The organism is Pseudomonas pseudonitroreducens (assembly GCF_021603645.1).
Lineage (GTDB): Bacteria > Pseudomonadota > Gammaproteobacteria > Pseudomonadales > Pseudomonadaceae > Pseudomonas > Pseudomonas pseudonitroreducens.
In genome coordinates this window covers 505,206-525,175 of the sequence record NZ_BQHJ01000003.1, presented here as the reverse complement: position 1 = coordinate 525,175, position 19,970 = coordinate 505,206, and the positions used below count along the sequence as shown (strand labels likewise).

The window sequence follows — 19,970 nt, the reverse complement described above, 5'->3', positions numbered from 1 at the left end:
CCTCCCGCCAGCCCTGGCACCGCAACTGATTTACGGAGCAGGAAGATTGTCCCCGGCGAGCAATGCGCATAACCTATGCGCATCCACCGTGGAGGTGCCCATGCACACGACCTACGATCCTCAAGCGCCGAAGAAAGCCACCAACCTGAGTCTCAACAGCGACCTGCTGAAGCAGGCCCGTGAACTGGACGTGAACCTCTCGGCGGTGCTCGAGGAGGCGCTGGCCGATGTGGTCAAGGAGCGCCTCGGCCAACGCTGGCTGGAGCAGAACCGCGAAGCCATCGAAACCTATAACCAGCACGTCGAGGAAACTGGCGTGTTCAGCGATGGATTGCGGAGCTTCTGATGAAGCAGTTCGATCTGTATCGCAACGCCAACCCGCGCACCCGCGAGGCGATACCGCTGTTGCTGGACGTTCAGAGCGACCTGCTGGCCTCGCTGAACACGCGCATGGTGATCCCGCTCAGTCGCGCCAAGGGCCTGGCCGGCATCCACCGGCTGCTGCCGGAGGTACGAGTGGGCGATGAGGCGTTCCTGCTGCTGACCCCGCAGATGGCCGGAATCTCCCGCCGCGAACTGGGCGAGCCGGTGGGCAGCCTGGCGCATCTGCGCCTGGAGATCATCGCCGCCATCGATCTGCTGATCAGCGGAATCTGAGCATGAACCGCCCACACCTGAGCACGAGTCGCCAGCCATGACCGAACTCGCCCTGATCCTCGTCAGCGCCATCCTGGTCAACAACTTCGTGCTGGTGCAGTTCCTCGGCATCTGCCCGTTCATGGGTGTGTCGCGCAAGATCGAGGCGGCGCTCGCGCTGGCCCTGGCGACCACCTTCGTCCTCACCCTCGCCTCGGCGCTGAGCTACATCCTGCAGCGCTACGTGCTGCAACCGCTGGACGTGGAGTTCCTGCGCACCATCGGTTTCATCCTGGTGATCGCCATCGTCGTGCAGTTCACCGAACTGCTGGTGAACAAGACCAGCCCCCTGCTCGCCCGCACACTGGGCATCTTCCTGCCGCTGATCACCACCAACTGCATCGTGCTGGGGGTGGCGCTGCTCAACGCCCGCAAGGCCGAATTCGGTTTCCTGCAGTCCACATTCCAGGGCTTCGGCGCGGGGCTGGGCTTTACCCTGGTACTCCTGCTGTTCGCCGCCCTGCGCGAGCGCATCGCCATCGCCGACGTGCCCAAGCCGTTCAGGGGCGCAGCGATCGGCATGATCACCGCCGGGTTGATGTCGCTGGCGTTCATGGGCTTCAGTGGGTTGCTCAAGCCATGATCGCGGCGCTGCTCATCATCCTCGCTGGCCAGGCCGGCATCGTCGCGCTGCGCTACGCCTCGGCACGGGTGGATATCAGCGCCGAGCCCACTGCCGAGCAGATCAACGACCTGCTGCCACAGACCCAGTGCGGCCAGTGTGGCTATGCCGGCTGCAAGCCCTACGCCCAGGCCATGGCCGAAGGCGATGCGATCAACAAGTGCCCGCCCGGTGGCGCGGCAACCATCGCCGCGCTTGCCGACCTGCTGGACGTCGAACCCCTGCCGCTGGACGCTGCCGAAGAAACGCCGCTGCGCGTGGCCTACATCCGCGAAGCCGAGTGCATCGGCTGCACCAAGTGCATCCGCGCCTGCCCGGTAGACGCCATCGTTGGCGCGGCCAAGCTGATGCACACGGTGATAGTCGACGAATGCACCGGCTGCGACCTGTGCCTGGAACCCTGTCCGGTGGACTGCATCGAGATGCGCGACCTGCCGGTAGGCGTCGCCGACTGGAAGTGGCCGCTGCCGCAGGGTCGACTGATCCACAGCGACCGGGAGCAGGCGGCATGAACATGCAGGTCTGGAATTTCCCGGGCGGCCTCAGGTTACCGGCCAACAAGCAGCAATCCACCGCCACGCCGATCCAGCATCCGCCGTTGCCGCGCCGGCTGGTGCTGCCGCTGCAACAGCATATCGGCGAACCCGCCGTGCCCTGTGTCGCAGTCGGCCAGCGCGTGCTCAAGGGCCAGCGGATCGCCGAAGCGGGCAGCGCCATCAGTGCCGCGCTGCATGCGCCGACCTCCGGCACCGTGGTCGAGATCAGCGAGCAGCCTTATCCGCACGCCTCCGGCCTGCCGGCGCTGGCTATCGTCATCGACAGCGACGGCGCGGAACAATGGGCCGATCTCACACCCGAGCCCGACTATGCCTCCCTCGCTGCTGGCGATCTGTTGCAGCGCATTCGCCTGGCGGGCATCGCCGGTCTCGGCGGCGCCGGCTTCCCCACCGCCGCCAAGCTGGCCTCGCGCGCGCAGGACGACCTGCATACGCTGATCATCAACGGCGCCGAGTGCGAGCCGTACATCAGCGCCGACGACCTGCTGATGCGCGAACGCGCCGTCGAACTGGTGGAAGGCATCGAAGTGCTGATGCACATCCTCCAGCCGCAGCAGGTGCTGCTCGGTATCGAGGATGACAAACCCCAGGCCATCGCCGCCGTGCAGGCCGCCATCGGCGAACGGCCGATCCAGCTGCAGTCGATACCCTCGCGCTACCCCTCCGGCGGCGAACGCCAGCTGATCCAGATTCTCACCGGCCGCGAAGTGCCTTCCGGCGGGCTGCCTGCGGATATCGGCATGCTCTGCGTGAACGTCGCTACCGCTGTCGCCGTGGCCGACGCCGTGCTGCGCGGGGTGCCACTGATCTCACGCATCACCACCCTGAGCGGCGCTGCGCTGGCGCGCCCGTGCAACGTCGAAGCAGTGATCGGCACGCCGATTGGCGAACTGCTGGATTTCGCCGGCCTCGACCACGGCCGGCTCGACCGCCTGATTCTCGGCGGGCCGCTGATGGGCGACAGCCTTTCCTCGCAGGACGGGCCGCTGACCAAGACCGCCAATTGTCTGCTGGCCGCCACGCGCGAGGAACTGCCAGCGCCGGCGCCAGCCATGCCGTGCATCCGCTGCGGCGACTGCGCGCAGGTCTGCCCGGCCAGCCTGCTGCCGCAACAACTGCACTTCTTCGCTGAAGCCCACGACCAGCTCATGGCGCACAACCTGTTCGATTGCATCGAGTGCGGCGCCTGCGCCTATGTCTGCCCGTCGAGCATTCCTCTGGTGCAGTACTACCGCGCATCCAAGGCCGAGATTCGCCAGCTAGCGCAGCGCCAGTCGAAAGCCGAGCAAGCGCGCCTGCGCTTCGAGCAGCGTCAGGAGCGTCTGCGCCGGGAAGAAGTACAACGCTCCGCAGACCGCCTGGCCCGCCAGGAACGCGCCGCGCGTGTGCAGGAAGAACAGCCCGAGATCGCATCACCCAGCGCGCCGGCCGCGCAAGCGGTGATCGAGCGGGTCAAGGCCGAGAAGTCCGTGGGCAATGCCCCCGACCAGCTCAAGCGCCTGAAGATCGAGGCGAGCATGGCTCAGGTCGCGCTGAAGAAGGCCGAGAAGCAACTGACCGCCCACGACACCGAACAGCTGCGCAGCCAGGTCGCCGAACTGCGCGTCGCTGCCGAAGAGGCAAAAGCCGCGCTGGACGCCGCCGAATCGGCAAGCACCCCCAGCGCGCCGGCGCCGATCACAGTGCCTGCGGAGCACGAGGTTGCACTGAAGAAAGCGAAGATCGACGCCGCCATGGCCCGCGCCCAATTGAAGAAGTCGGAAAAGGCCTTCGGCGAATCGCCCACAGACGAGCAATGCGCCACACTGGCCTCCCTGCGCGGGGACGTCGAACGCATCGAGCGCCAACTCCACCAACTGCAGGGGACCGCCATGCCGACCGAATCGAACGCCGCCCAACCCGTCGACGGCGTTCTCGCCCTGCGCCAGGCCAAGCTCGCCTACATTGCCCAGCGCGATGCCTTGCGTGCCGCCGAGCGCGAAGGCGCCGGCCCTGAAGAGCTGGAGGCGATCCAGCGGGCGCTAGCCGCCGCGGAAGCCGCCCTGCACGCCGCCGAGGACGCCAGCGGCAAGGCCCCGCCGGATCTGGTCCGCACCGAAAAACGGCCGGTCAGTGCCGCCCTGCGCGCCGCCAAGACCGAACTGGCCTACGCCCGCGCCGATCTGAAGAAACTCGAACGCGAAGGCGCCGGCGACCCGGCGCTGGCTGTCGCGCGCGAACGCCTGCAAGCGGCGGAACGCGCCGTTGCCGACGCCAGTGGTGAAGCGCCGTGATGAAGCTGCCGCGCATCAGTTCGCCCCACGCCACAGGCAGCAATCGCACGCAGAAGGTCATGCTGACCCTGCTCGCCGCCTGCACACCGGGCGCGCTGGTGCTGATCGGCCTGTACGGCGTCGGCACCCTGTTCAACCTGCTCTGGTGCAGCCTGCTCGCCCTTTCCACCGAAGCGCTCATGCTCAGGCTGCGCGACCGCCCGCTGGCGTTCTTCCTCAAGGATGGCAGCGCCCTGGTTACCGCCGTGCTGCTCGCCCTCGCCCTGCCGCCGTATTGCCCCTGGTGGCTGAGTGCGGTCGCCACGGTGTTCGCGCTGATCTTTGGCAAGCACCTGTACGGCGGTCTCGGGCAGAACCCGTTCAACCCGGCGATGGTCGGCTACGCGGTGGTGCTGGTGTCCTTCCCGCAGCAGATGAGCCAGTGGCCGGCGCCGGACAGCGCACTTGGCTTCGGCGAAGGCCTGCGGCAGATATTCGGCTTTGCCAGCCAGGGGCCCGACGCCTGGGTCGGCGCCACGGCGCTGGACGTGGTACGCAACAACCACAGCCTGACCATGGACGAACTGCTGGCGCAGTCCCCAGCCTTCGGCAGCGTCGGCGGGCGCGGTGTGGAACTGGTCAACCTGGCCTTCCTTGCCGGCGGCCTGTTCCTGCTCTGGCGCAAGTTGTTCACCTGGCACGCACCGGTGGGCATGCTCGGCGGCCTGTTCATCATGAGCCTGCTGTTCTGGAACGGTAGCGGCTCCGACTCCCACGGCTCGCCGCTGCTGCACCTGTTCAGCGGCGCGACCATGCTCGGCGCCTTCTTCATCGTCACCGACCCGGTTTCCGGCGCCACCAGCAACCGCGGCCGCCTGCTGTTCGGCGTCGGCGTCGGCGTGCTCACCTACGTGATCCGCGCCTGGGGCGGCTACCCGGACGGCCTGGCCTTCGCCGTGCTGCTGATGAACCTCGCCGCGCCGACCATCGATTACTTCAGCCGTCCGCGCACCTACGGGCACAAGAAGCCGGAGCGCGGCTTCAGGGCGGGTGACCGATGAACCGCGAGCTGCTCAAGAGTGCCCTCGCACTGGGCCTGGTCGCATTGATCGCCGCCGGCGTGGTGGCCACCGTTCACCAGTTCACCGCGCAGCGCATCGACACCGCGCAGCGCGAGTTTCGTGGCCGTTCAGTGCTTGAACTGCTGCCCAGGGGCAGCTATGACAACCATCCGCTGGAGGCTGAAGTCCGCGCCTTCGATCCCAAGCTGCTGGGCCGTGACGAGCCGGCACCCGCCTATATTGCCCGGCTCCGGGGACAGACCACGGCAGTGATCCTGCAGCCCATCGCACGGGATGGTTACGGTGGCTCCATCCAGTTGCTCGTGGGTATCAGCGCCCAGGGCCGCCTGCTCGGCGTGCGCGTCGTGGCGCACCATGAAACTCCGGGCCAGGGCGACCGCATCGAGCTGGGCAAGAGCAACTGGCTGCACGGCTTCGACGACCGCTCGCTGACCGATCCAGGTGACGCCGGTTGGAAGGTGAAGAAGGATGGCGGCCAGTTCGACCAGTTCGTCGGCGCCACCGTCACCCCGCGCGCGGTGGTCAAGGCCACGCACCTGGCGCTGCAGTATTTCGATGCACACAAATCGGAGCTGCTCGCCCCTGCAGCTTCGGGAGAGAGCCATGAATAATCCCGGCTACCGCGAGATGGCCCTGCAGGGCCTGTGGAAAAACAATCCGGGGCTGGTGCAACTGCTGGGCCTGTGCCCACTGCTGGGCACCAGCAACTCCATGGTCAAGGCCCTTGGCCTGGGCCTGGCGACCATCGTCGTGCTGGTGCTGTGCAGCACCGCCGTTGCACTGATCCGCGGCTCCCTCAGCCAGGCCGTGCGCCTGCCCGTCTTCCTGCTGATCATCGCCACGCTGACCACCTGCATCGAACTGCTGATGCAGGCCTGGCGCTTCGAGCTGTACCAGGTGCTGGGCATCTTCGTGCCGCTGATCACCACCAACTGCGTGATCCTCGGCCGTGCCGAGTCGTTCGCCGCGAACAACAGCGTGGCGCGCTCGGCCTTCGACGGATTGATGATGGGCCTGGGCTTCGCCCTCGTGCTGCTGACTCTCGGCACCCTGCGCGAACTGCTCGGCCAGGGCACCCTGCTGGCCGGCATGGACCTGCTGTTCGGCCCGGCCGCCGCCGACTGGAAAGTGCAAATCCCCGGCTACCAGGGCCTGCTGCTGGCGGTATTGCCGCCCGGCGCCTTCCTGGTGCTGGGCCTGCTCATTGCCCTGAAGAACCGTATTGATGAAAGCCTGGCGGAACGCGCCAAGGCGCCGGCGGGCGACGTACCCGCGACCGAGCGCCAGCGCGTCCGCGTGACCGGAGTGATCGAATGAATGCCGCCAAGCGCGCGGAGATTTTCCGCCGACTCAAGGAAGACAACCCCAACCCGGAAACCGAGCTGGCCTACAGCTCGCCCTTCGAGCTGCTGATCGCCGTGCTGCTCTCCGCCCAGGCCACCGACGTGGGGGTGAACAAGGCCACCGCCAAGCTCTACCCGGTAGCCAACACCCCGGAAGCGATCTACGCCCTCGGCGTGGAGGGCCTGTCGGAGTACATCAAGACCATCGGCCTGTACAACAGCAAGGCGAAGAACACCATCGAGACCTGCCGCATCCTCATCGAGAAGCACGGCGGCCAGGTGCCGGAGAACCGCGAAGATCTCGAAGCCTTGCCGGGCGTGGGCCGCAAGACCGCCAACGTGGTCCTCAACACGGCTTTCCGACAGCCGGCGATGGCGGTGGACACGCACATCTTCCGCGTTTCCAACCGCACCAACATCGCGCCGGGACGCAATGTGCTGGAGGTGGAGCGCAAGCTGCTCAAGTTCGTCCCCAAGGAATACCTGCTGGATGCGCACCACTGGCTGATCCTGCACGGGCGCTACGTCTGCAAGGCGCGCAAGCCGCAGTGCGGCAGCTGCCGGATCGAAGACCTGTGCGAGTTCAAGCACAAGACGTCGGACGATTGAGCGTTATGGGAAAATTCCTTCAGGCTGATTGAAAAAATCTTTTTTACCGCCCACTCCTTTGTCGCTATAAGGGGCGCCAACACACCCCGTGTTGTGGAGTGCACCGAATGGCAAACGACAAAGAAGACCTCGAACTCGAGGACGATGTCAGCACAGACGACAGCGATGACGGCGCAGAAGCCACGGCAGAGGTCGCCAAGACCAACCTGACCAAGCGCCGCATCATCGACAACTACCTGGAAGAGCGTCGCCTGCAGCGCCAACTGTCCGACTACGATTTCGATCTGTAAGCCTTCTCCTAAGCGAAGTACCCGCATGAAAAAGCCCCGCATCCTGGCGGGGCTTTTTGTTTTTACCGTCGGGTGAACCCACTGCATTCACCTGCTCGGATGGCTCCCTCTCCCTCCGGGAGAGGGCGGGGGTGAGGGCCAGCCCTGACACCGTGCTTCCCGGCGCCCCTCACCCTAACCCTCTCCCAGCGGGAGAGGGGACTGTCCTCTGCAAAGCGCCAGTCTGCAGTCAGCCGGCCAGTGCAGGACTACGTTGAACCACCCGGTAACAAGGCTCGTACGCCGCGCCACCCGGCAACTTCATCCGGTGCTGCTCGACGAAGGCCTGCAGCAGTGCGTCCAGCGGCTCCATGATGGCCGCGTCGCCGTGGATTTCGTACGGGCCGAACTCCTCGATCATGCGGATGCCGCGGTCCTTGACGTTGCCGGCGACGATGCCGGAGAACGCCCGGCGCAGGTTCGCCGCCAGTTCGTGGGGCGGCACGTCGCGGCCCAGGTCGAGGCTCGCCATGTTCTCGTGGGTCGGCTCGAACGGGCGCTGGAAGCCCTCGTCGATCTTCAGCAGCCAGTTGAAGTGGTAGGCGTCGTTGCGCTCGCGGCGGAACTGCTTGACCCGCTTGAGCCCTTCGCTCATTTCCCGCGCCACTTCCGCCGGGTCGTCGATGATGATGCGGTAGCGCTGCTGCGCCGCCTCGCCCAGGGTCGCGCCGACGAAGGCGTGCAGTTGCTCGATGTAGGCCGCCGCGCTGCGCGGGCCGGTGAGCACCAGCGGGAACGGCATGTCCTGGTTCTCCGGGTGCATGAGGATGCCCAGCAGGTAGAGGAACTCCTCTGCCGTGCCGACGCCGCCGGGGAACACGATGATGCCGTGGCCGACACGGACGAAAGCCTCCAGGCGCTTCTCGATGTCCGGCAGGATCACCAGTTCATTGACGATCGGGTTTGGCGCCTCGGCGGCGATGATCCCCGGCTCGGTCAGGCCGATATAGCGCCCGTCGGTGATGCGCTGCTTGGCATGGCCGATGGTGGCGCCCTTCATCGGGCCCTTCATCACGCCCGGGCCGCAGCCGGTGCAGACGTCGAGGCTGCGCAGGCCCAGTTCGTGGCCGACCTTCTTGGTGTACTTGTATTCGTTGGTGCTGATCGAGTGGCCGCCCCAGCACACGACGATCTTCGGCTCCACGCCGGCGCGCAGGGCGCGCGCATTGCGCAGCAGATGGAAGACGTAGTCGGTGATGCCGGCCGAGCTGTCCAGGCCGAAGCGGCGGCTGTTCAGCGCATTCTGGGTGTAGACGATGTCGCGCAGGGCGCTGAAGAGCATCTCGCGGGTGCTGGCGATCATCTCGCCGTCGACGAAGGCGTCGGCCGGCGCGTTGAACAGCTCCAGGCGCACACCGCGGTCCTGCTGGTGGATTTCCAGCTCGAAGTCACGGTAGGCGTCGAGGATGTGCTTGGCGTTGTCGATCTGCGTGCCGGTGTTGAGGATGGCCAGGGCACACTGGCGGAAGAGCTTGTAGGTGCTGCCCGAGCCCGCTTCGCTGAGCTGGTGGACTTCACGTTGGGAAAGGGTTTCGAGGCTGCCCTTGGGGCTGACCGAGGCGTTGTTAACCGGTCTTGGGGACATGCTGTATTCCTTGACGATAGAAGCCAGGCGCCTGGGCGCGGGGCCTTCCGATAAATCGATGCGGCCGTCCATTCGGCCGTCATTGCCGGGGGCGTCGCGGCGGGGATTCTCCGGCCCGCAGCGCGCTCCTTCTGACTGTGACAAGCGAATGGCGGAAACTGCTTCCGCAATCGACGCGTCCGGCGTCGATGCCCCTTGAGTATGAACGCTGTGGTGACTTTCTGATGACAGCTGGAAAAGAAAAACCCCGCCATGAAGGCGGGGTTTCTCCGAGGTGGTCTGCGCGAAGGCGCAGAGTCAGTCCTTGCGCTGCGGGCTGAGCAGCTCGATCTTGTAGCGTATGGTACCCCTAAGTAATAGAGAGTATGGACACGAGAAAAATCCAATATTACAGGTACTTAACCGTCCATCAGGCTGTCCACAGAAAATGGCGGATGTGGACAAAAAGCCCCTTAACGTCCGATCTCCCGCAGCTCCTCCCGTATTCGGGCCAGAACGGCGTCGGTGTCAGAGCTCTCTTCAAGGGCGAGATATCCCGCGAGGATGATGCTAACTGGATGGACTCCGAGTGCGGCGGCCATGCGATCAACTTTGTCCAGAGTTGCACTCCACCTACCGCTCTCCAGGTTGCTGATGTACGGCTGGCTGGGACCAAGGCTTTCTTGGGGAATGTCTCGATTGAGCCTGTAGGCTCGAATAGCAGCCCCTAGAGCTTGCTTCAGTTCCGATTGCATATTTGACGCTCGCAAAAGGAACGATGAAGCCGCTTAGGATCGAATTGCTCTATACTATATATAGTATATTTGGAGTTTTTTTATGTTCCTTACCCCCCTCCAGGCTGAAATCGAGAACTTTGGGTTGTTCGGTGAGACGCCTTGCTGGCGATTTGTAGAGCACAGCATCCATCGCCCATGGTTTTACGTTGCGACAGAGGAAGTGAATGAGTCGGACAAGGATGGGTTCACGAGACGGCCAATGCTGATGCTGACCGACGAGGACCTCCTAGAGTCATTGCTTGCGGAACAAGGGGAACAGCTCCGAGTGGGGACGATTTTATTAGTCACCCCTAACCACATGAATCAGGCTGGCAGATGGCTCATGGAGCCTCTGGAAACCCTCGAGCGCTATGAGACAGCGAGGGGGCTCACCTTTACGTACGAGGTACAGAGCGGCATCCGATACGTTTGGGGAGATGAATCAATCATCAACAAGCAAGGGGTGAAGAAAAGGCGGGTCTTTAGCAGCTCAATGCTGAGCTGAAGCTATTGCAATTGCAGGGCACCGGCGAAAGACGACTGCTGATGCCCTATCCAGGCATCTGTTTGCGGTTGGCATCGATCTGATGCCGTCGCCCTCTTCTACTCCGTCACGCAACACCGGAATATTCAGCTGCGGTCTGTCTTAGCCTCTATTTCCTCGCAGAAGGCAATGCCCCACTAGCTTTTGGCTAGTGGGGCTTGCACACACTCTGAATTGATCACCACGACTACGAGTAGCAATCTGTGGCGGCATGCACTCCTGTACATGACTGCAGCGTTGCCCATGGGTCACAAGTAGCAATGCCAACCTCCATCCATGAGGTTGCCTAGGCCTTCACGCAGTCCATGCGTGTAGCAAGGTTCACAAGCGAAAAAAACTGCCCAGATCGCTTAGTAATTTTGGCCAGTTTGCCTATACACAAAGGCTGATTTCTCATCGACTAACACTCAGTACTGCAGCCGCTTATCATCTTCTGAGTCAGGTTCCCGAGCCCTGCGCCTTTACTCCGAGAAGTCCCATCTTCTCCTTTCTGTTTATAGGGTGCGGCCCTAGCCATTGGCTAAGGAAACAAAAGAAAAAGTCTTTCCCCGGGATCATCCCCGCTGAATGCCCATTGAGGAATACTTCGGTACCCTCGCCAGGAGAATATGAAAATACGGCATTATCACCATTCACGAATCCATTTTCCGGGGCTAGCGTCATCAACCTTCCTAAAATAGGCGACAGCCTCTGGAGGTCTGCGTCATCTAAATTTACGAAGAGGTCTTCCAGCAGAAGCGACTTAGCTTTTTTGGGCGACAAGTTATCCTGAAAAATTATTGAGATAGCTCCCGGTGCATCACCAGATAGAATTGCTTGAGCGTCTTCAGACTTAGCAGCCAAGTACAGGGCCACCTCATACTGAGGCTTGTGATCTCGAGATAATCGCTTCGCGACTCCATTAACAACCAAATCTCGGTCTCCCTGAGAGAACTCAGAAGGAAACCCAGCCGCTACCGAACCGATAGAAAAGACCGAAAGTAATAAGAACATATATCCGATTACTATATTCATCTCAACCCCAGGCGGCATAATCCCTCAGGCAAAATCTCGACAGCCCGCTAATACGCCGTAAAATTAGTGAGTGCGTGACATCGTAAATCGCGCCTTAAACCTCAAATCTCGAAACTAGTTCCTGCAAGAGACCTGCTAACTCTGAAAGATCACCACTGGCCTGATCTGTTTGATTGACGCCTTCGGATGCTTCCTGGAACAGTCCCTGTATCTTCAGCAAACTCTGATTGACGCTTTCCATCATCCCTTCTTGCTGATCAGCTGCACCGGCAATGACCCTGCTTCGCTCAATAATCGTCTCGATTGAAGCCCGAATATCTCTCAAAGCCTGGTCAGCAGAACCCGCCAAACTCAGAGTGACCTCCGCGCTTTCCGAACTGCGTTGCATTGACGAAACTGCTCGCTCCGTTACGTCCTGGATTCCCCCAATGAGCACCTCGATCTCATGAGTTGAGTTCTTCGTTCTGTGAGCCAAGGCCCGAACTTCCTCTGCGACTACTGCGAAACCACGCCCTGCGTCACCAGCCCGGGCCGCCTCAATCGCAGCGTTCAGCGCGAGTAGGTTCGTTTGCTCCGCGATTGAGCGGATGACCTCGATGATTCTGGTAACGTTTGCAACGCTCATGGCTAGCTCGCCAATCTGTGCGTTTGTCAGCGAAACCTCTTCAGAAAGACCAGAGATGGAATTGACCATCCGAGCGACCTGTTCACATCCCGACCTCACGCTTTGATCGGAAATCTGCGAAGCTTCCGCAGTCCTGGCCGCATTCTTAGCGACCTCCACCACGGCGAGTGTTGCGACATTCACAATAGATACCGCTGACACGACCTCCTCATCCTGCAACTTCATCGCCCTTGATGAGGATGTGGTGACTACTTTGAGCTCACGCGCAGAGGCCGCAATGCGAGTGGATGACTTCGTGATGGCTTCGATCACATCTCTCAAACCGTCCTGCATGAGCTTTAGCGAGCGGAGAACCTGAGCTGGCTCATCCCGGCCTACCGAGTCAATCTTCGCGTCCAGCTTTCCTCGAGCAACCATCTCAACCACCTGCACTGCACGCCCAAGGGGCTGCACAATGCTCCTGGTGTAAAAGATCGCTAAACCCACCGTTACCAGAAGAGCAATTAGCACAGCAGCGATGATCCCCCGCCGGGCACTGTTCCTAGCCTCGAGAAGCCCCGCCGTGGCTTTCTCATAGCCTTCCATGTTGAGTTTCATGAGCGCCTCGGTCGCCATTCCAAGCCGAGTCCCATAGTCAATAATTGCTCCTCTCAGCATTGAGGAAGCTGTAGCCAGCTCGCCGGAAGAAATTGCACCAACAATTTTCTCCTGCTCAGCGGTATAGACCTTGTCTGCCTCGTCGAACTGGTCAAATACACTTCGCTCCTCCGCACCTGTCAACCCGGCATCGACATGTCCTTTCAGAGACTGAACCTCACCTACAAGAGCCTTCAGCTGACGAATACCGCCCTCCCTGGCCGCTGGATTCTCCATGGACGCCAGTTGAGCAAGAAACACATGATTTCTAAGCTGTGCTTTAACCAGGTTACTGAGATTAACAATATTAGGAAGCCACTTCTCATTGATGACGGAAGATTGCTTAGTCATCCTTTCCATCTTCTGGATAGAGAAAACACCCAAGAGAAATACAATTAGTGCAATGACTCCAAAACTAAATGCCGAGCGTGGCGCCAACTTCATGCTTCGCAACATATCTCCCCCTGGAAAGCCAAAGGCAGCAAGCAAAAAAAACGCCTGACGAAGACCGTACAGGCGCACAAGTAAAACAAGGGACACAAGAAGAAGCGTTAAAGGCCATCCTTAATGGAAAGGAGCACTCAAACCATTTAGGAAAATCCGACCTCGTAGCTTATTAATCAAGAAGCCAGCTTCTTGATCACAAGAAAAACACCAACAAATCCACTAACCAACCCGCTGAAGAAGCCGCTCACGCTGTTGCCGATGGAGTTGTCAATAGGATTGAGCGGGAACGGAGCAAGGTAATATGCAACAAGGAAGGCAACGACTGCGGAGATGACTCCGCCAATAAGGCCAGCCATAACAGATTCTTTCAAGGCAAGATTCATAGCAGTTCCTCTATTTTTTATTTTCGGACGTGCATCAGCAAACAACCATCCTCAAGCGAGGAAGATCATTGACTTAGGTATTTCCTTGAACTTTAAAATGCTCCTCGATTCGCCGTTCCAGACGAATCGAGGATTGATCCCTTATATTTTAGGGATTAAATGGGATTCCCCAAATACTGGTAGGTCTGCAGAAGCAGCCCAGCCGATTTCTCTCGGTTACCCAGCGCGTCTTCCTGCTCATTCCGACACAGCTGAAGCGATGCATCGCAGATCGTCTTACAACGCTCGAATCGACGATTGGAGTACATCTCAAGAGCAGCTTTTGCTGTAGCAGTGGCCGCGACACTCTCAGCGAGGACAACTGCATCTTCGATGGCCATGCCGCCGCCAGAGGTCATGTGAGGCGTGGGAGCGTGCGCCGCGTCGCCGAGCAGAACCACACGCTTGCGATACCAAGGTGCCGGCACCAGTGTGATATCCAACGGACGGAAGATGACCTGTTTGGCATCGGTCACAAGCTCAAGGGACTCGCGAATTGACGGGGCGGTGTACTCCATCAACCGATCCCGAATCAGGTGGTGAGCCTCTCCTTCCGGAATACGCAGAGGTTCATTGCTGTTTTCGAGATAGAAGATGTAGCAGCTCTCTTGCGACGTCGGGAACGATCCCACCGTATGGCCAGTGGGAGTGCGGTAAAGGCAGAAGGCATCGATCTCGGCCGGTCTGGGTGCGTTAAAACGCCAGACGCTTTGACCCGCGAATCGGGGGCTGCAGTCTGTACCAAACACCTGATCACGGATCTTGGAGTAAACCCCGTCGGCCGCAACTACCAGGTCGTAAGTTGCCTCGCGACCGTCCGAGAAGCGAACGTCCACGCCCTCCTCTCGATTGACCAGACTCTCGACGGTCAGACCTCGATCGATGACTGCGCCGGCACCTTCGGCAGCGGCCTCCAGGATGCGAGCCAGTTCCGGGCGGCGAATCCCGCAACTGGGAGGAGCTGGGTTGGTTACCAGAAGCTCACCCGCCGAATTGAACTGGCGAAACTTGTCGAACCGGTAACCACTCTCTAGGCAGAGCTCCGCGAGGCCAAGACCGTTAAGGGCTCGCATCGCGTTATGAAGCATGCAGATTCCAGAACCGGCCATCGGAGCTTCGGGCTTGATATCGATGCAGTGAACATCAACACCAATTCTGCGAAGCGCAAAAGCTGCTGTAGCGCCACCGATTCCGCTGCCCACGATCAGGACGCGTTTAATTGCATTCATTTCTTGTCTCCTCTCCGCTTCTGTGGCGGGTGGTAACTGCTAAAGCAGGTGTAGTCGCCCGCGCTTTGCCCAAAGCTCTGCACAAGGCTGGTCACATTTGCGCCTCTTACTGACCGGCGCCGATCCCCCCGCAGCAGATAGCTACGACCTGGAATCGGCGCCCGTCAGACCAGCCCGGATGCTGCATTAGCCACCCAATGCTGGTCGAGTCACCTTCCGACGCTCAAACCTTGCGGTTTGAAATCTTCAAAGGCCAGAAATTAACAGCGGTACATCTGATGCTTACATGAACGGCTTACGACGCTCCGGCCACCAGGACTCTTCCGGACGCTGCCCGATGCGGTTACGCAGCACACCGACACCGCCTACGTCCAACTCGACAATGTCGCCAGGGTTCAGGCTTCTACCCAGCTCGAGTGCCGAGCCGTTACCCATGGTGCCGGAACCGATGACATCGCCGGGCTGGATGTGGTCGCCGATCGAAACGTAGGCGATCAATTCTTCCGGAGTCCAGAGCATCTCGGAAGAATCGCCCTCACCCCAGGTCTCGCCGTTAACGCGAACCGACATCTTAATGGCGTTCAGGTCGGAGAACTCGTCGATCGTGGTGATCCACGGGCCGATGCCGTAGGCGAAGTCCTTACTCTTGGTGGGCCCCATGCCGATTGCGAACTCGTTGGCCTGCAGATCGCGAGCACTGAAGTCGTTGAAGATGGTCACGCCGAACAGATGGGAAAGCGCTGTATCGGGAGTGATGTTATTGGCACGACTACCGATAACCCAACCGATCTCCAATTCGTAATCGATACGTTGGCCTCGAGCCGGCCACGGTACCTCAGCGTCATGACCGATGACGGTCCAAGGCGAGCCTTTGAAGTAACCAGGGATCTCCAGCAGAGCCGGTTGCGGAGTGACATTCATCCGCTCATGGAATTGGCGGATGTGCTTGGTGAAAGTCAGGCCGTCACGGACAACCGAAGGATCGCAGGCAGCACCCCACTTCAGACCATCCATAGGCAGCGACGCGTCAGCGCCGTTTTTTTCCGCAGCTTCGGCAGCAGTATCCAGGAACTGCTGCCCCAGGGCGATGGCGGCAGACATACTTTCGGGGAATACCGTAGATGCATAGCGAAGAGCAGCTTCGCGAGTAGCGCCCTTTGCTTGAAGACGCAGAGCTTCAGCGGCACGCAGATCGATGACCCGATTCTGCTCCGGCAGAACCACGCAGATACGTTGTACGGGACCGTCCAGTCCTTCAACCACAAACCGACCTAGCTTCATCACTTTCTCCCGAGGGGTGTCTTGTTCTGTCGATAACAAACTATACGTATCGTTTCACAAGTGCAACCACCTCTAGGCACTTCGCAGATGGTGCCTCATGGATTGGCTAAATGAGCCTTGCCTGAGTGAAATATTTTAGATACGCTCCGTGTCGTTTATAAAGAAATCATCCCCGGCTGCGCGCCATGAGAAGGGGCTTAACTGCGCTGTCATGCACATTAAGAAGGCCGCACCATCAGGAGCCTTAAACCGCCTCACGAGGCAAGCTATCTGGCTGCAGATCTAGGGAGCTGTGTAGTCGGAGACGTCTCTGCAACGCACCGTTGCTGAAGCTGGGTCGCTCTACTCTCGCTCACCCCGTAACCGCTGCTTTTTGGAATCAATCATATGACTGCCAATCTCCAGAATCCCGTCTTCATCTCCAGCGACACTGCACGGGCTGTCTTTCGCTGGAAAGATGCAATTGCCGCTCTCCAAAAGGCGTACGCCCACTCCATCCCCGCGAAGGCGACGCCGCCTCGCACGGTAGCTGTGCTTGAAAAAACCTGGCTGCGCAACCTGCCCGCAATTCCGCCTGGCAGTCGTTACTACGGCGCTAAGCTGATGGGTTCGAACATGGGGGGCGACGCGCCTCCTGGTATCGAATACGTCATCGTCCTGTTTGATCGGACCACCAACCGGATCGCGGCCTTCGTCGACGGAAACTTAGTGACGGGCTACCGCACCGCCTCCACCTCAGCCGCAGCGTTGGATCGACTCGCCCCCAAGGGGCCAGCTCGCCTGGCAGTACTTGGTAGCGGCCTGGAAGCAGCAATGCACACCCGCGCGTTCGCGAGTGTTCGCGAGCTCACCGAAGTCAACGTATTCAGCCCGACTCCTGATCGTCGTGCGGCCTTCGCCGAGGCAGTAACTGCAGATACCGGCGTTCCGGCCAAGGGTGTGGCCTCTGCCAAAGAGGCAGTGGAAGGCGCAGACATCGTGCTGACTGCGGCTCGCTCTCGTGGCGAAGAACCGATTCTCTTTGCCGAATGGCTCAAGCCAGGTGCAACCGTTGTATCGATTGGTTCGACCATTCCTGAGCAGCGCGAAATCGATGTCTCGGTAGTTGAGCGCAGCGACATCATCATCTGCGACACGCTGGAAGAAGTACTCGAGGAGACTGGTGACATGCTGGCCGCCAAGGCAGCGGACATTGAGTTCCACAACAAAGCATTCAGCCTGGCCGACCTCATGAGCGGCGCCTGCGCAGATGCCGTGGCGAAATCTCGCGCCCCGATGTTCAAGTCCGTTGGCGGCGGCCTGCAAGACATCGTCGTCGCTGAGCTGATCCTCACCAAGGCAATCGAAGCTGGCCTTGCCACTCCGCTCCCCATTCAATTCGAAACCAAAAGCTAAACGAGCTTTTAGTCCAGATAGAACAATCCACAGAGGAAACTGAACATGGCCAATTACAACAAAAAGGACGCCCGTGCATGGGCACGTGAACACCTGCTCGGCGTGGCCAACGTCACCATTCCGACAATGACCTCCGACTTCAAACGCATCAACGAAAAGGCTGTGCGCCATGACGTCGAACTGGCAATCCAGCACGGCTTCGTAGGTAGTCTGTCCTGCTCTGAGGTTGCGATCACTCAGGACCAATACTTCGAGTTCTGCCAGATCATGGCCGATCAGGCTGCAGGCCGGATGGTCATTGTTCACCAAGCGGTATTCAATACTCTTGAAGACAACATCGAAGCTGTAAAACGCGCCGAAGCAGCCGGTGCCGACCTAGTGCTCCTGGGATATCCGCCCTACTTCTACCCGAAGGATTACGAAGAGGTCTTCCAGTACACCAAGGCAGTCTGTGACGCGACCAATCTCGGCGTAATCATCTTCCCGCTGCCGGCCTGGGGTTTCAGCCGACTGCACCCCGCAGATATCCCGGTCTCGGTTCTGCGTCGCATGGTCGACGAGATTCCCAACGTTGTGGCGATCAAGGCTGAAGGCGGCCTGCCCTACATCATGTCCGCCATCGAGGTGCACCGCGAGTTCCATGAGGAGGTCGTGATTTCTTCCCCTCTGGAATATGAGTACGTGCCCCTGGCCCAAGTCATGGACATTCCTTTCTGTGGGACCAACTACTCCGCCTACTACGGCCCGCTCCTGCCCCAGATCCACAAGCTAATCCGCGCTGGCAACTACGATGAAGCCACCCAGCTTTGGTACAAGATGGACCCAGCTCGTAAAGCTTTCGCCAGCCTCCCGATGGCTGCAAATGGACTGTTGAACCGCATGATGTGGAAGTACCAAGGCTGGCTCCAGGGCTACAACGGCGGTCCGATGCCTCACCCGACTCAGCGTGTATTCCAGAAAGACATGGCGGTTCTTCGCAAAGGTCTCGAGGCTGCCGGCCTCAACCCCACCCGCGACGCAGACGAAGCCTTCTTCGTCGGCCGTAACCCTGTTTGAGGTCAGCCATGTCCAGTGCAAACACTCTGCAGTTGAAAGACCCTGATCTGCTCCGTGAGGCCATGCTGATCGATGGCCAATGGGTTCAAGCCGACAACGGCCAGACCATTGAGGTCCGCAACCCGGCCACCGGAGAACTGGTGGCCCGCGTTCCCAATGGTGGTATGCGCGAAACGCAGCGTGCGGTAGCTGCCGCCGAGCGCGCGATGAAAGGCTGGCGCAAAACGCTGCCGAAGGAGCGTTCAAAGGTTCTGCGCAAGCTCTTCGATCTGATGCTGGAAAACATCGACGATCTGGCGAAGATCATGACCGCCGAACAGGGTAAGCCCCTGGGTGAGTCGCGCGGCGAGATAATCTACGCCGCAGGCTTCATCGAGTGGTTCGCCGAGGAGGCAAAGCGCGTTTACGGCGACATCATTCCGCACAACGTGGAAGGCCGTCAGATCCTCGTGCAGAAGGCACCTATTGGGGTGTTCGCAGCTATCACTCCTTGGAACTTTCCCTCTGCGATGATCACCCGTAAAGCGGGCCCGGGTTGGGCTGTGGGTTGCGCCGGCGTGATCAAACCTGCAAGCCAAACACCCCTATCTGCGCTGGCACTTGCGGTACTGGCGGAGCGTGCAGGTTTGCCTGCAGGCGTCTGCAACGTCGTGACCGGTTCGGCTCGAGCAATCGGCGGCGAGCTGACTTCCAACCCGACCGTACGCAAGCTCTCGTTCACTGGCTCGACCGAAGTAGGTGCTCAGCTTCTGGCCCAATGTGCACCGACTATCAAGAAGACCAGCATGGAACTGGGTGGCAACGCACCGTTCATTGTCTTCGATGATGCTGATGTGGACGCGGCAGTGAAGGGTGCCATTGCAGCCAAGTACCGCAACACCGGACAGGCCTGCGTCGCTGCTAACCGGATGCTGGTTCAGTCGGGGATCTACGACACGTTTGCGCAGAAACTTGCAGAGGCCACCGCTGCTCTGAAAGTTGGTAACGGCATGGACGAAGGCGTAGTGCTTGGTCCGCTGATTAATGATGAGGCGGTCAAAAAAGTCGAAGAGCACATAGCCGATGCGGTAGAGAAAGGCGCCCGGGTAGCCACTGGCGGCAAGCGGCACAACCTGGGTGGAAGCTACTTCGAGCCGACCGTTCTCACCAACGTACCGAACGAAGCGTTGATCTTCAGCGACGAAACCTTCGGCCCGGTAGCACCCTTGTTTCGCTTCGAGTCCGAGGAAGAAGCGATTTCCATGGCAAACGACACTCCGTTTGGCCTGGCCGCGTATGTCTACGCGCGCGATGTGGGCAGGATCTTCCGCGTCGTCGACAGCCTTGAGTTCGGTATGGTCGGCGTGAACGAAGGCATGATCTCTACTGAAGTTGCGCCCTTCGGCGGTGTGAAAACCTCCGGCCTCGGTCGCGAAGGCTCCAAGTACGGTGTAGAAGACTATCTGGAGATCAAGTACGTCGCCCTTGGCGGTCTGAGTCAGTAACCGCAGC

At 60.3% G+C, this 19,970-nt stretch carries 21 protein-coding genes and 1 pseudogene; 14 read left to right on the top strand and 8 right to left on the bottom strand.

Annotated elements, in window-relative coordinates; all coding sequences use genetic code 11:
* The first annotated feature begins 100 nt into the window (after nt 1-100).
* From L6D89_RS10325 to L6D89_RS10280, 10 genes are all read left to right on the top strand, one after another.
* Complete coding sequence (locus L6D89_RS10325; RefSeq protein ID WP_045209847.1) at nt 101-346, top strand: type II toxin-antitoxin system CcdA family antitoxin; 246 nt, start codon at nt 101-103, stop codon at nt 344-346.
* A complete protein-coding gene (locus L6D89_RS10320; protein WP_236199600.1) occupies nt 346-657 on the top strand; it encodes a CcdB family protein in 312 nt (103 codons plus the stop codon). Before L6D89_RS10325 ends, L6D89_RS10320 begins: the two co-directional genes overlap by 1 nt.
* Before the next feature lie 37 nt (nt 658-694).
* Nucleotides 695-1,279, top strand: coding sequence for an electron transport complex subunit RsxA (rsxA, locus tag L6D89_RS10315; RefSeq protein WP_236199599.1), 585 nt, complete (start codon nt 695-697; stop codon nt 1,277-1,279).
* Nucleotides 1,276-1,830, top strand: a complete 555-nt coding sequence (gene rsxB, locus L6D89_RS10310) for an electron transport complex subunit RsxB (protein ID WP_236199598.1) — start codon at nt 1,276-1,278, stop codon at nt 1,828-1,830. The genes rsxA and rsxB overlap by 4 nt, the downstream gene beginning before the upstream one ends.
* On the top strand, nt 1,827-4,148 hold the full coding sequence (rsxC, locus tag L6D89_RS10305; RefSeq protein ID WP_236199597.1) for an electron transport complex subunit RsxC: 2,322 nt from the start codon (nt 1,827-1,829) through the stop codon (nt 4,146-4,148). Before rsxB ends, rsxC begins: the two co-directional genes overlap by 4 nt.
* Nucleotides 4,148-5,188, top strand: a complete 1,041-nt coding sequence (locus tag L6D89_RS10300) for an RnfABCDGE type electron transport complex subunit D (protein WP_236199596.1) — start codon at nt 4,148-4,150, stop codon at nt 5,186-5,188. Before rsxC ends, L6D89_RS10300 begins: the two co-directional genes overlap by 1 nt.
* Entirely contained in the window at nt 5,185-5,820 is a 636-nt protein-coding gene (gene rsxG / locus L6D89_RS10295; RefSeq protein ID WP_236199595.1) for an electron transport complex subunit RsxG, read from the top strand. The genes L6D89_RS10300 and rsxG overlap by 4 nt, the downstream gene beginning before the upstream one ends.
* Nucleotides 5,813-6,526: an electron transport complex subunit E gene (locus tag L6D89_RS10290; protein ID WP_236199594.1), complete on the top strand. Its 714-nt coding sequence runs from the start codon at nt 5,813-5,815 to the stop codon at nt 6,524-6,526. The genes rsxG and L6D89_RS10290 overlap by 8 nt, the downstream gene beginning before the upstream one ends.
* A complete protein-coding gene (gene nth, locus L6D89_RS10285) occupies nt 6,523-7,161 on the top strand; it encodes an endonuclease III (protein WP_236174753.1) in 639 nt (212 codons plus the stop codon). The genes L6D89_RS10290 and nth overlap by 4 nt, the downstream gene beginning before the upstream one ends.
* Nucleotides 7,162-7,268: 107 nt before the next feature.
* On the top strand, nt 7,269-7,451 hold the full coding sequence (locus L6D89_RS10280) for a PA3496 family putative envelope integrity protein (protein ID WP_017521020.1): 183 nt from the start codon (nt 7,269-7,271) through the stop codon (nt 7,449-7,451).
* A gap of 229 nt (nt 7,452-7,680) precedes the next feature.
* Here the strand turns inward: L6D89_RS10280 and ppnN are convergent, their stop codons facing one another.
* Nucleotides 7,681-9,075: a nucleotide 5'-monophosphate nucleosidase PpnN gene (gene ppnN / locus L6D89_RS10275; protein WP_236174754.1), complete on the bottom strand. Its 1,395-nt coding sequence runs from the start codon at nt 9,073-9,075 to the stop codon at nt 7,681-7,683.
* Between the two features lie 452 nt (nt 9,076-9,527).
* Complete coding sequence (locus L6D89_RS32770; RefSeq protein WP_373874941.1) at nt 9,528-9,809, bottom strand: helix-turn-helix domain-containing protein; 282 nt, start codon at nt 9,807-9,809, stop codon at nt 9,528-9,530.
* A gap of 241 nt (nt 9,810-10,050) precedes the next feature.
* Here L6D89_RS32770 and L6D89_RS10270 point away from each other — a divergent pair, with 241 nt between their 5' ends.
* On the top strand, nt 10,051-10,335 hold the full coding sequence (locus L6D89_RS10270; protein ID WP_236199593.1) for a hypothetical protein: 285 nt from the start codon (nt 10,051-10,053) through the stop codon (nt 10,333-10,335).
* Between the two features lie 477 nt (nt 10,336-10,812).
* On the opposite strand, the gene L6D89_RS10265 is transcribed toward L6D89_RS10270, so the two are convergent.
* The 6 genes and pseudogenes from L6D89_RS10265 to L6D89_RS10245 form a co-directional block, all read right to left on the bottom strand.
* Nucleotides 10,813-11,388 carry a chalcone isomerase family protein gene (locus tag L6D89_RS10265; RefSeq protein WP_236199592.1) on the bottom strand — a complete coding sequence of 192 codons (576 nt, stop codon included), beginning with the start codon at nt 11,386-11,388 and terminating at the stop codon, nt 10,813-10,815.
* Nucleotides 11,389-11,482: 94 nt separating this feature from the next.
* Nucleotides 11,483-12,238: a methyl-accepting chemotaxis protein gene (locus L6D89_RS32765; protein WP_373874943.1), complete on the bottom strand. Its 756-nt coding sequence runs from the start codon at nt 12,236-12,238 to the stop codon at nt 11,483-11,485.
* A gap of 99 nt (nt 12,239-12,337) precedes the next feature.
* Nucleotides 12,338-13,093, bottom strand: a pseudogene (locus L6D89_RS32760) (MCP four helix bundle domain-containing protein); the annotation flags it as partial.
* A 176-nt stretch (nt 13,094-13,269) separates the two neighbouring features.
* Entirely contained in the window at nt 13,270-13,479 is a 210-nt protein-coding gene (locus tag L6D89_RS10255) for a hypothetical protein (protein ID WP_236199590.1), read from the bottom strand.
* A gap of 155 nt (nt 13,480-13,634) precedes the next feature.
* Complete coding sequence (locus L6D89_RS10250) at nt 13,635-14,747, bottom strand: FAD-dependent monooxygenase (protein WP_236199589.1); 1,113 nt, start codon at nt 14,745-14,747, stop codon at nt 13,635-13,637.
* Nucleotides 14,748-15,029: 282 nt separating this feature from the next.
* Nucleotides 15,030-16,028, bottom strand: coding sequence for a fumarylacetoacetate hydrolase family protein (locus tag L6D89_RS10245; RefSeq protein WP_236199588.1), 999 nt, complete (start codon nt 16,026-16,028; stop codon nt 15,030-15,032).
* A 387-nt stretch (nt 16,029-16,415) separates the two neighbouring features.
* On the opposite strand from L6D89_RS10245, the gene L6D89_RS10240 reads away from it, so the two are divergent.
* From L6D89_RS10240 to L6D89_RS10230, 3 genes are read left to right on the top strand one after another with little or no spacing between them, the layout of a single operon-like run.
* A complete protein-coding gene (locus L6D89_RS10240) occupies nt 16,416-17,423 on the top strand; it encodes an ornithine cyclodeaminase family protein (protein WP_236199587.1) in 1,008 nt (335 codons plus the stop codon).
* Nucleotides 17,424-17,468: 45 nt separating this feature from the next.
* Nucleotides 17,469-18,479 (top strand): dihydrodipicolinate synthase family protein, encoded by a 1,011-nt coding sequence (locus L6D89_RS10235; protein ID WP_236199586.1) that lies wholly within the window; start codon nt 17,469-17,471, stop codon nt 18,477-18,479.
* Between the two features lie 26 nt (nt 18,480-18,505).
* On the top strand, nt 18,506-19,963 hold the full coding sequence (locus L6D89_RS10230) for an NAD-dependent succinate-semialdehyde dehydrogenase (protein ID WP_276574794.1): 1,458 nt from the start codon (nt 18,506-18,508) through the stop codon (nt 19,961-19,963).
* Nucleotides 19,964-19,970: the final 7 nt, after the last annotated feature.

Excerpts from the sequence above, each read along its gene's own strand:
- L6D89_RS10325 (WP_045209847.1), top strand. The coding sequence starts at position 101 with ATGCACACGACCTACGATCCTCAAGCGCCGAAGAAAGCCACCAACCTG.
- L6D89_RS10320 (WP_236199600.1), top strand. The coding sequence starts at position 346 with ATGAAGCAGTTCGATCTGTATCGCAACGCCAACCCGCGCACCCGCGAG.
- rsxA (WP_236199599.1), top strand. The coding sequence starts at position 695 with ATGACCGAACTCGCCCTGATCCTCGTCAGCGCCATCCTGGTCAACAAC.
- rsxB (WP_236199598.1), top strand. The coding sequence starts at position 1,276 with ATGATCGCGGCGCTGCTCATCATCCTCGCTGGCCAGGCCGGCATCGTC.
- rsxC (WP_236199597.1), top strand. The coding sequence starts at position 1,827 with ATGAACATGCAGGTCTGGAATTTCCCGGGCGGCCTCAGGTTACCGGCC.
- L6D89_RS10300 (WP_236199596.1), top strand. The coding sequence starts at position 4,148 with ATGAAGCTGCCGCGCATCAGTTCGCCCCACGCCACAGGCAGCAATCGC.
- rsxG (WP_236199595.1), top strand. The coding sequence starts at position 5,185 with ATGAACCGCGAGCTGCTCAAGAGTGCCCTCGCACTGGGCCTGGTCGCA.
- L6D89_RS10290 (WP_236199594.1), top strand. The coding sequence starts at position 5,813 with ATGAATAATCCCGGCTACCGCGAGATGGCCCTGCAGGGCCTGTGGAAA.
- nth (WP_236174753.1), top strand. The coding sequence starts at position 6,523 with ATGAATGCCGCCAAGCGCGCGGAGATTTTCCGCCGACTCAAGGAAGAC.
- L6D89_RS10280 (WP_017521020.1), top strand. The coding sequence starts at position 7,269 with ATGGCAAACGACAAAGAAGACCTCGAACTCGAGGACGATGTCAGCACA.
- ppnN (WP_236174754.1), bottom strand. The coding sequence starts at position 9,075 with ATGTCCCCAAGACCGGTTAACAACGCCTCGGTCAGCCCCAAGGGCAGC.
- L6D89_RS32770 (WP_373874941.1), bottom strand. The coding sequence starts at position 9,809 with ATGCAATCGGAACTGAAGCAAGCTCTAGGGGCTGCTATTCGAGCCTAC.
- L6D89_RS10270 (WP_236199593.1), top strand. The coding sequence starts at position 10,051 with ATGCTGATGCTGACCGACGAGGACCTCCTAGAGTCATTGCTTGCGGAA.
- L6D89_RS10265 (WP_236199592.1), bottom strand. The coding sequence starts at position 11,388 with ATGAATATAGTAATCGGATATATGTTCTTATTACTTTCGGTCTTTTCT.
- L6D89_RS32765 (WP_373874943.1), bottom strand. The coding sequence starts at position 12,238 with ATGAAGTTGCAGGATGAGGAGGTCGTGTCAGCGGTATCTATTGTGAAT.
- L6D89_RS10255 (WP_236199590.1), bottom strand. The coding sequence starts at position 13,479 with ATGAATCTTGCCTTGAAAGAATCTGTTATGGCTGGCCTTATTGGCGGA.
- L6D89_RS10250 (WP_236199589.1), bottom strand. The coding sequence starts at position 14,747 with ATGAATGCAATTAAACGCGTCCTGATCGTGGGCAGCGGAATCGGTGGC.
- L6D89_RS10245 (WP_236199588.1), bottom strand. The coding sequence starts at position 16,028 with ATGAAGCTAGGTCGGTTTGTGGTTGAAGGACTGGACGGTCCCGTACAA.
- L6D89_RS10240 (WP_236199587.1), top strand. The coding sequence starts at position 16,416 with ATGACTGCCAATCTCCAGAATCCCGTCTTCATCTCCAGCGACACTGCA.
- L6D89_RS10235 (WP_236199586.1), top strand. The coding sequence starts at position 17,469 with ATGGCCAATTACAACAAAAAGGACGCCCGTGCATGGGCACGTGAACAC.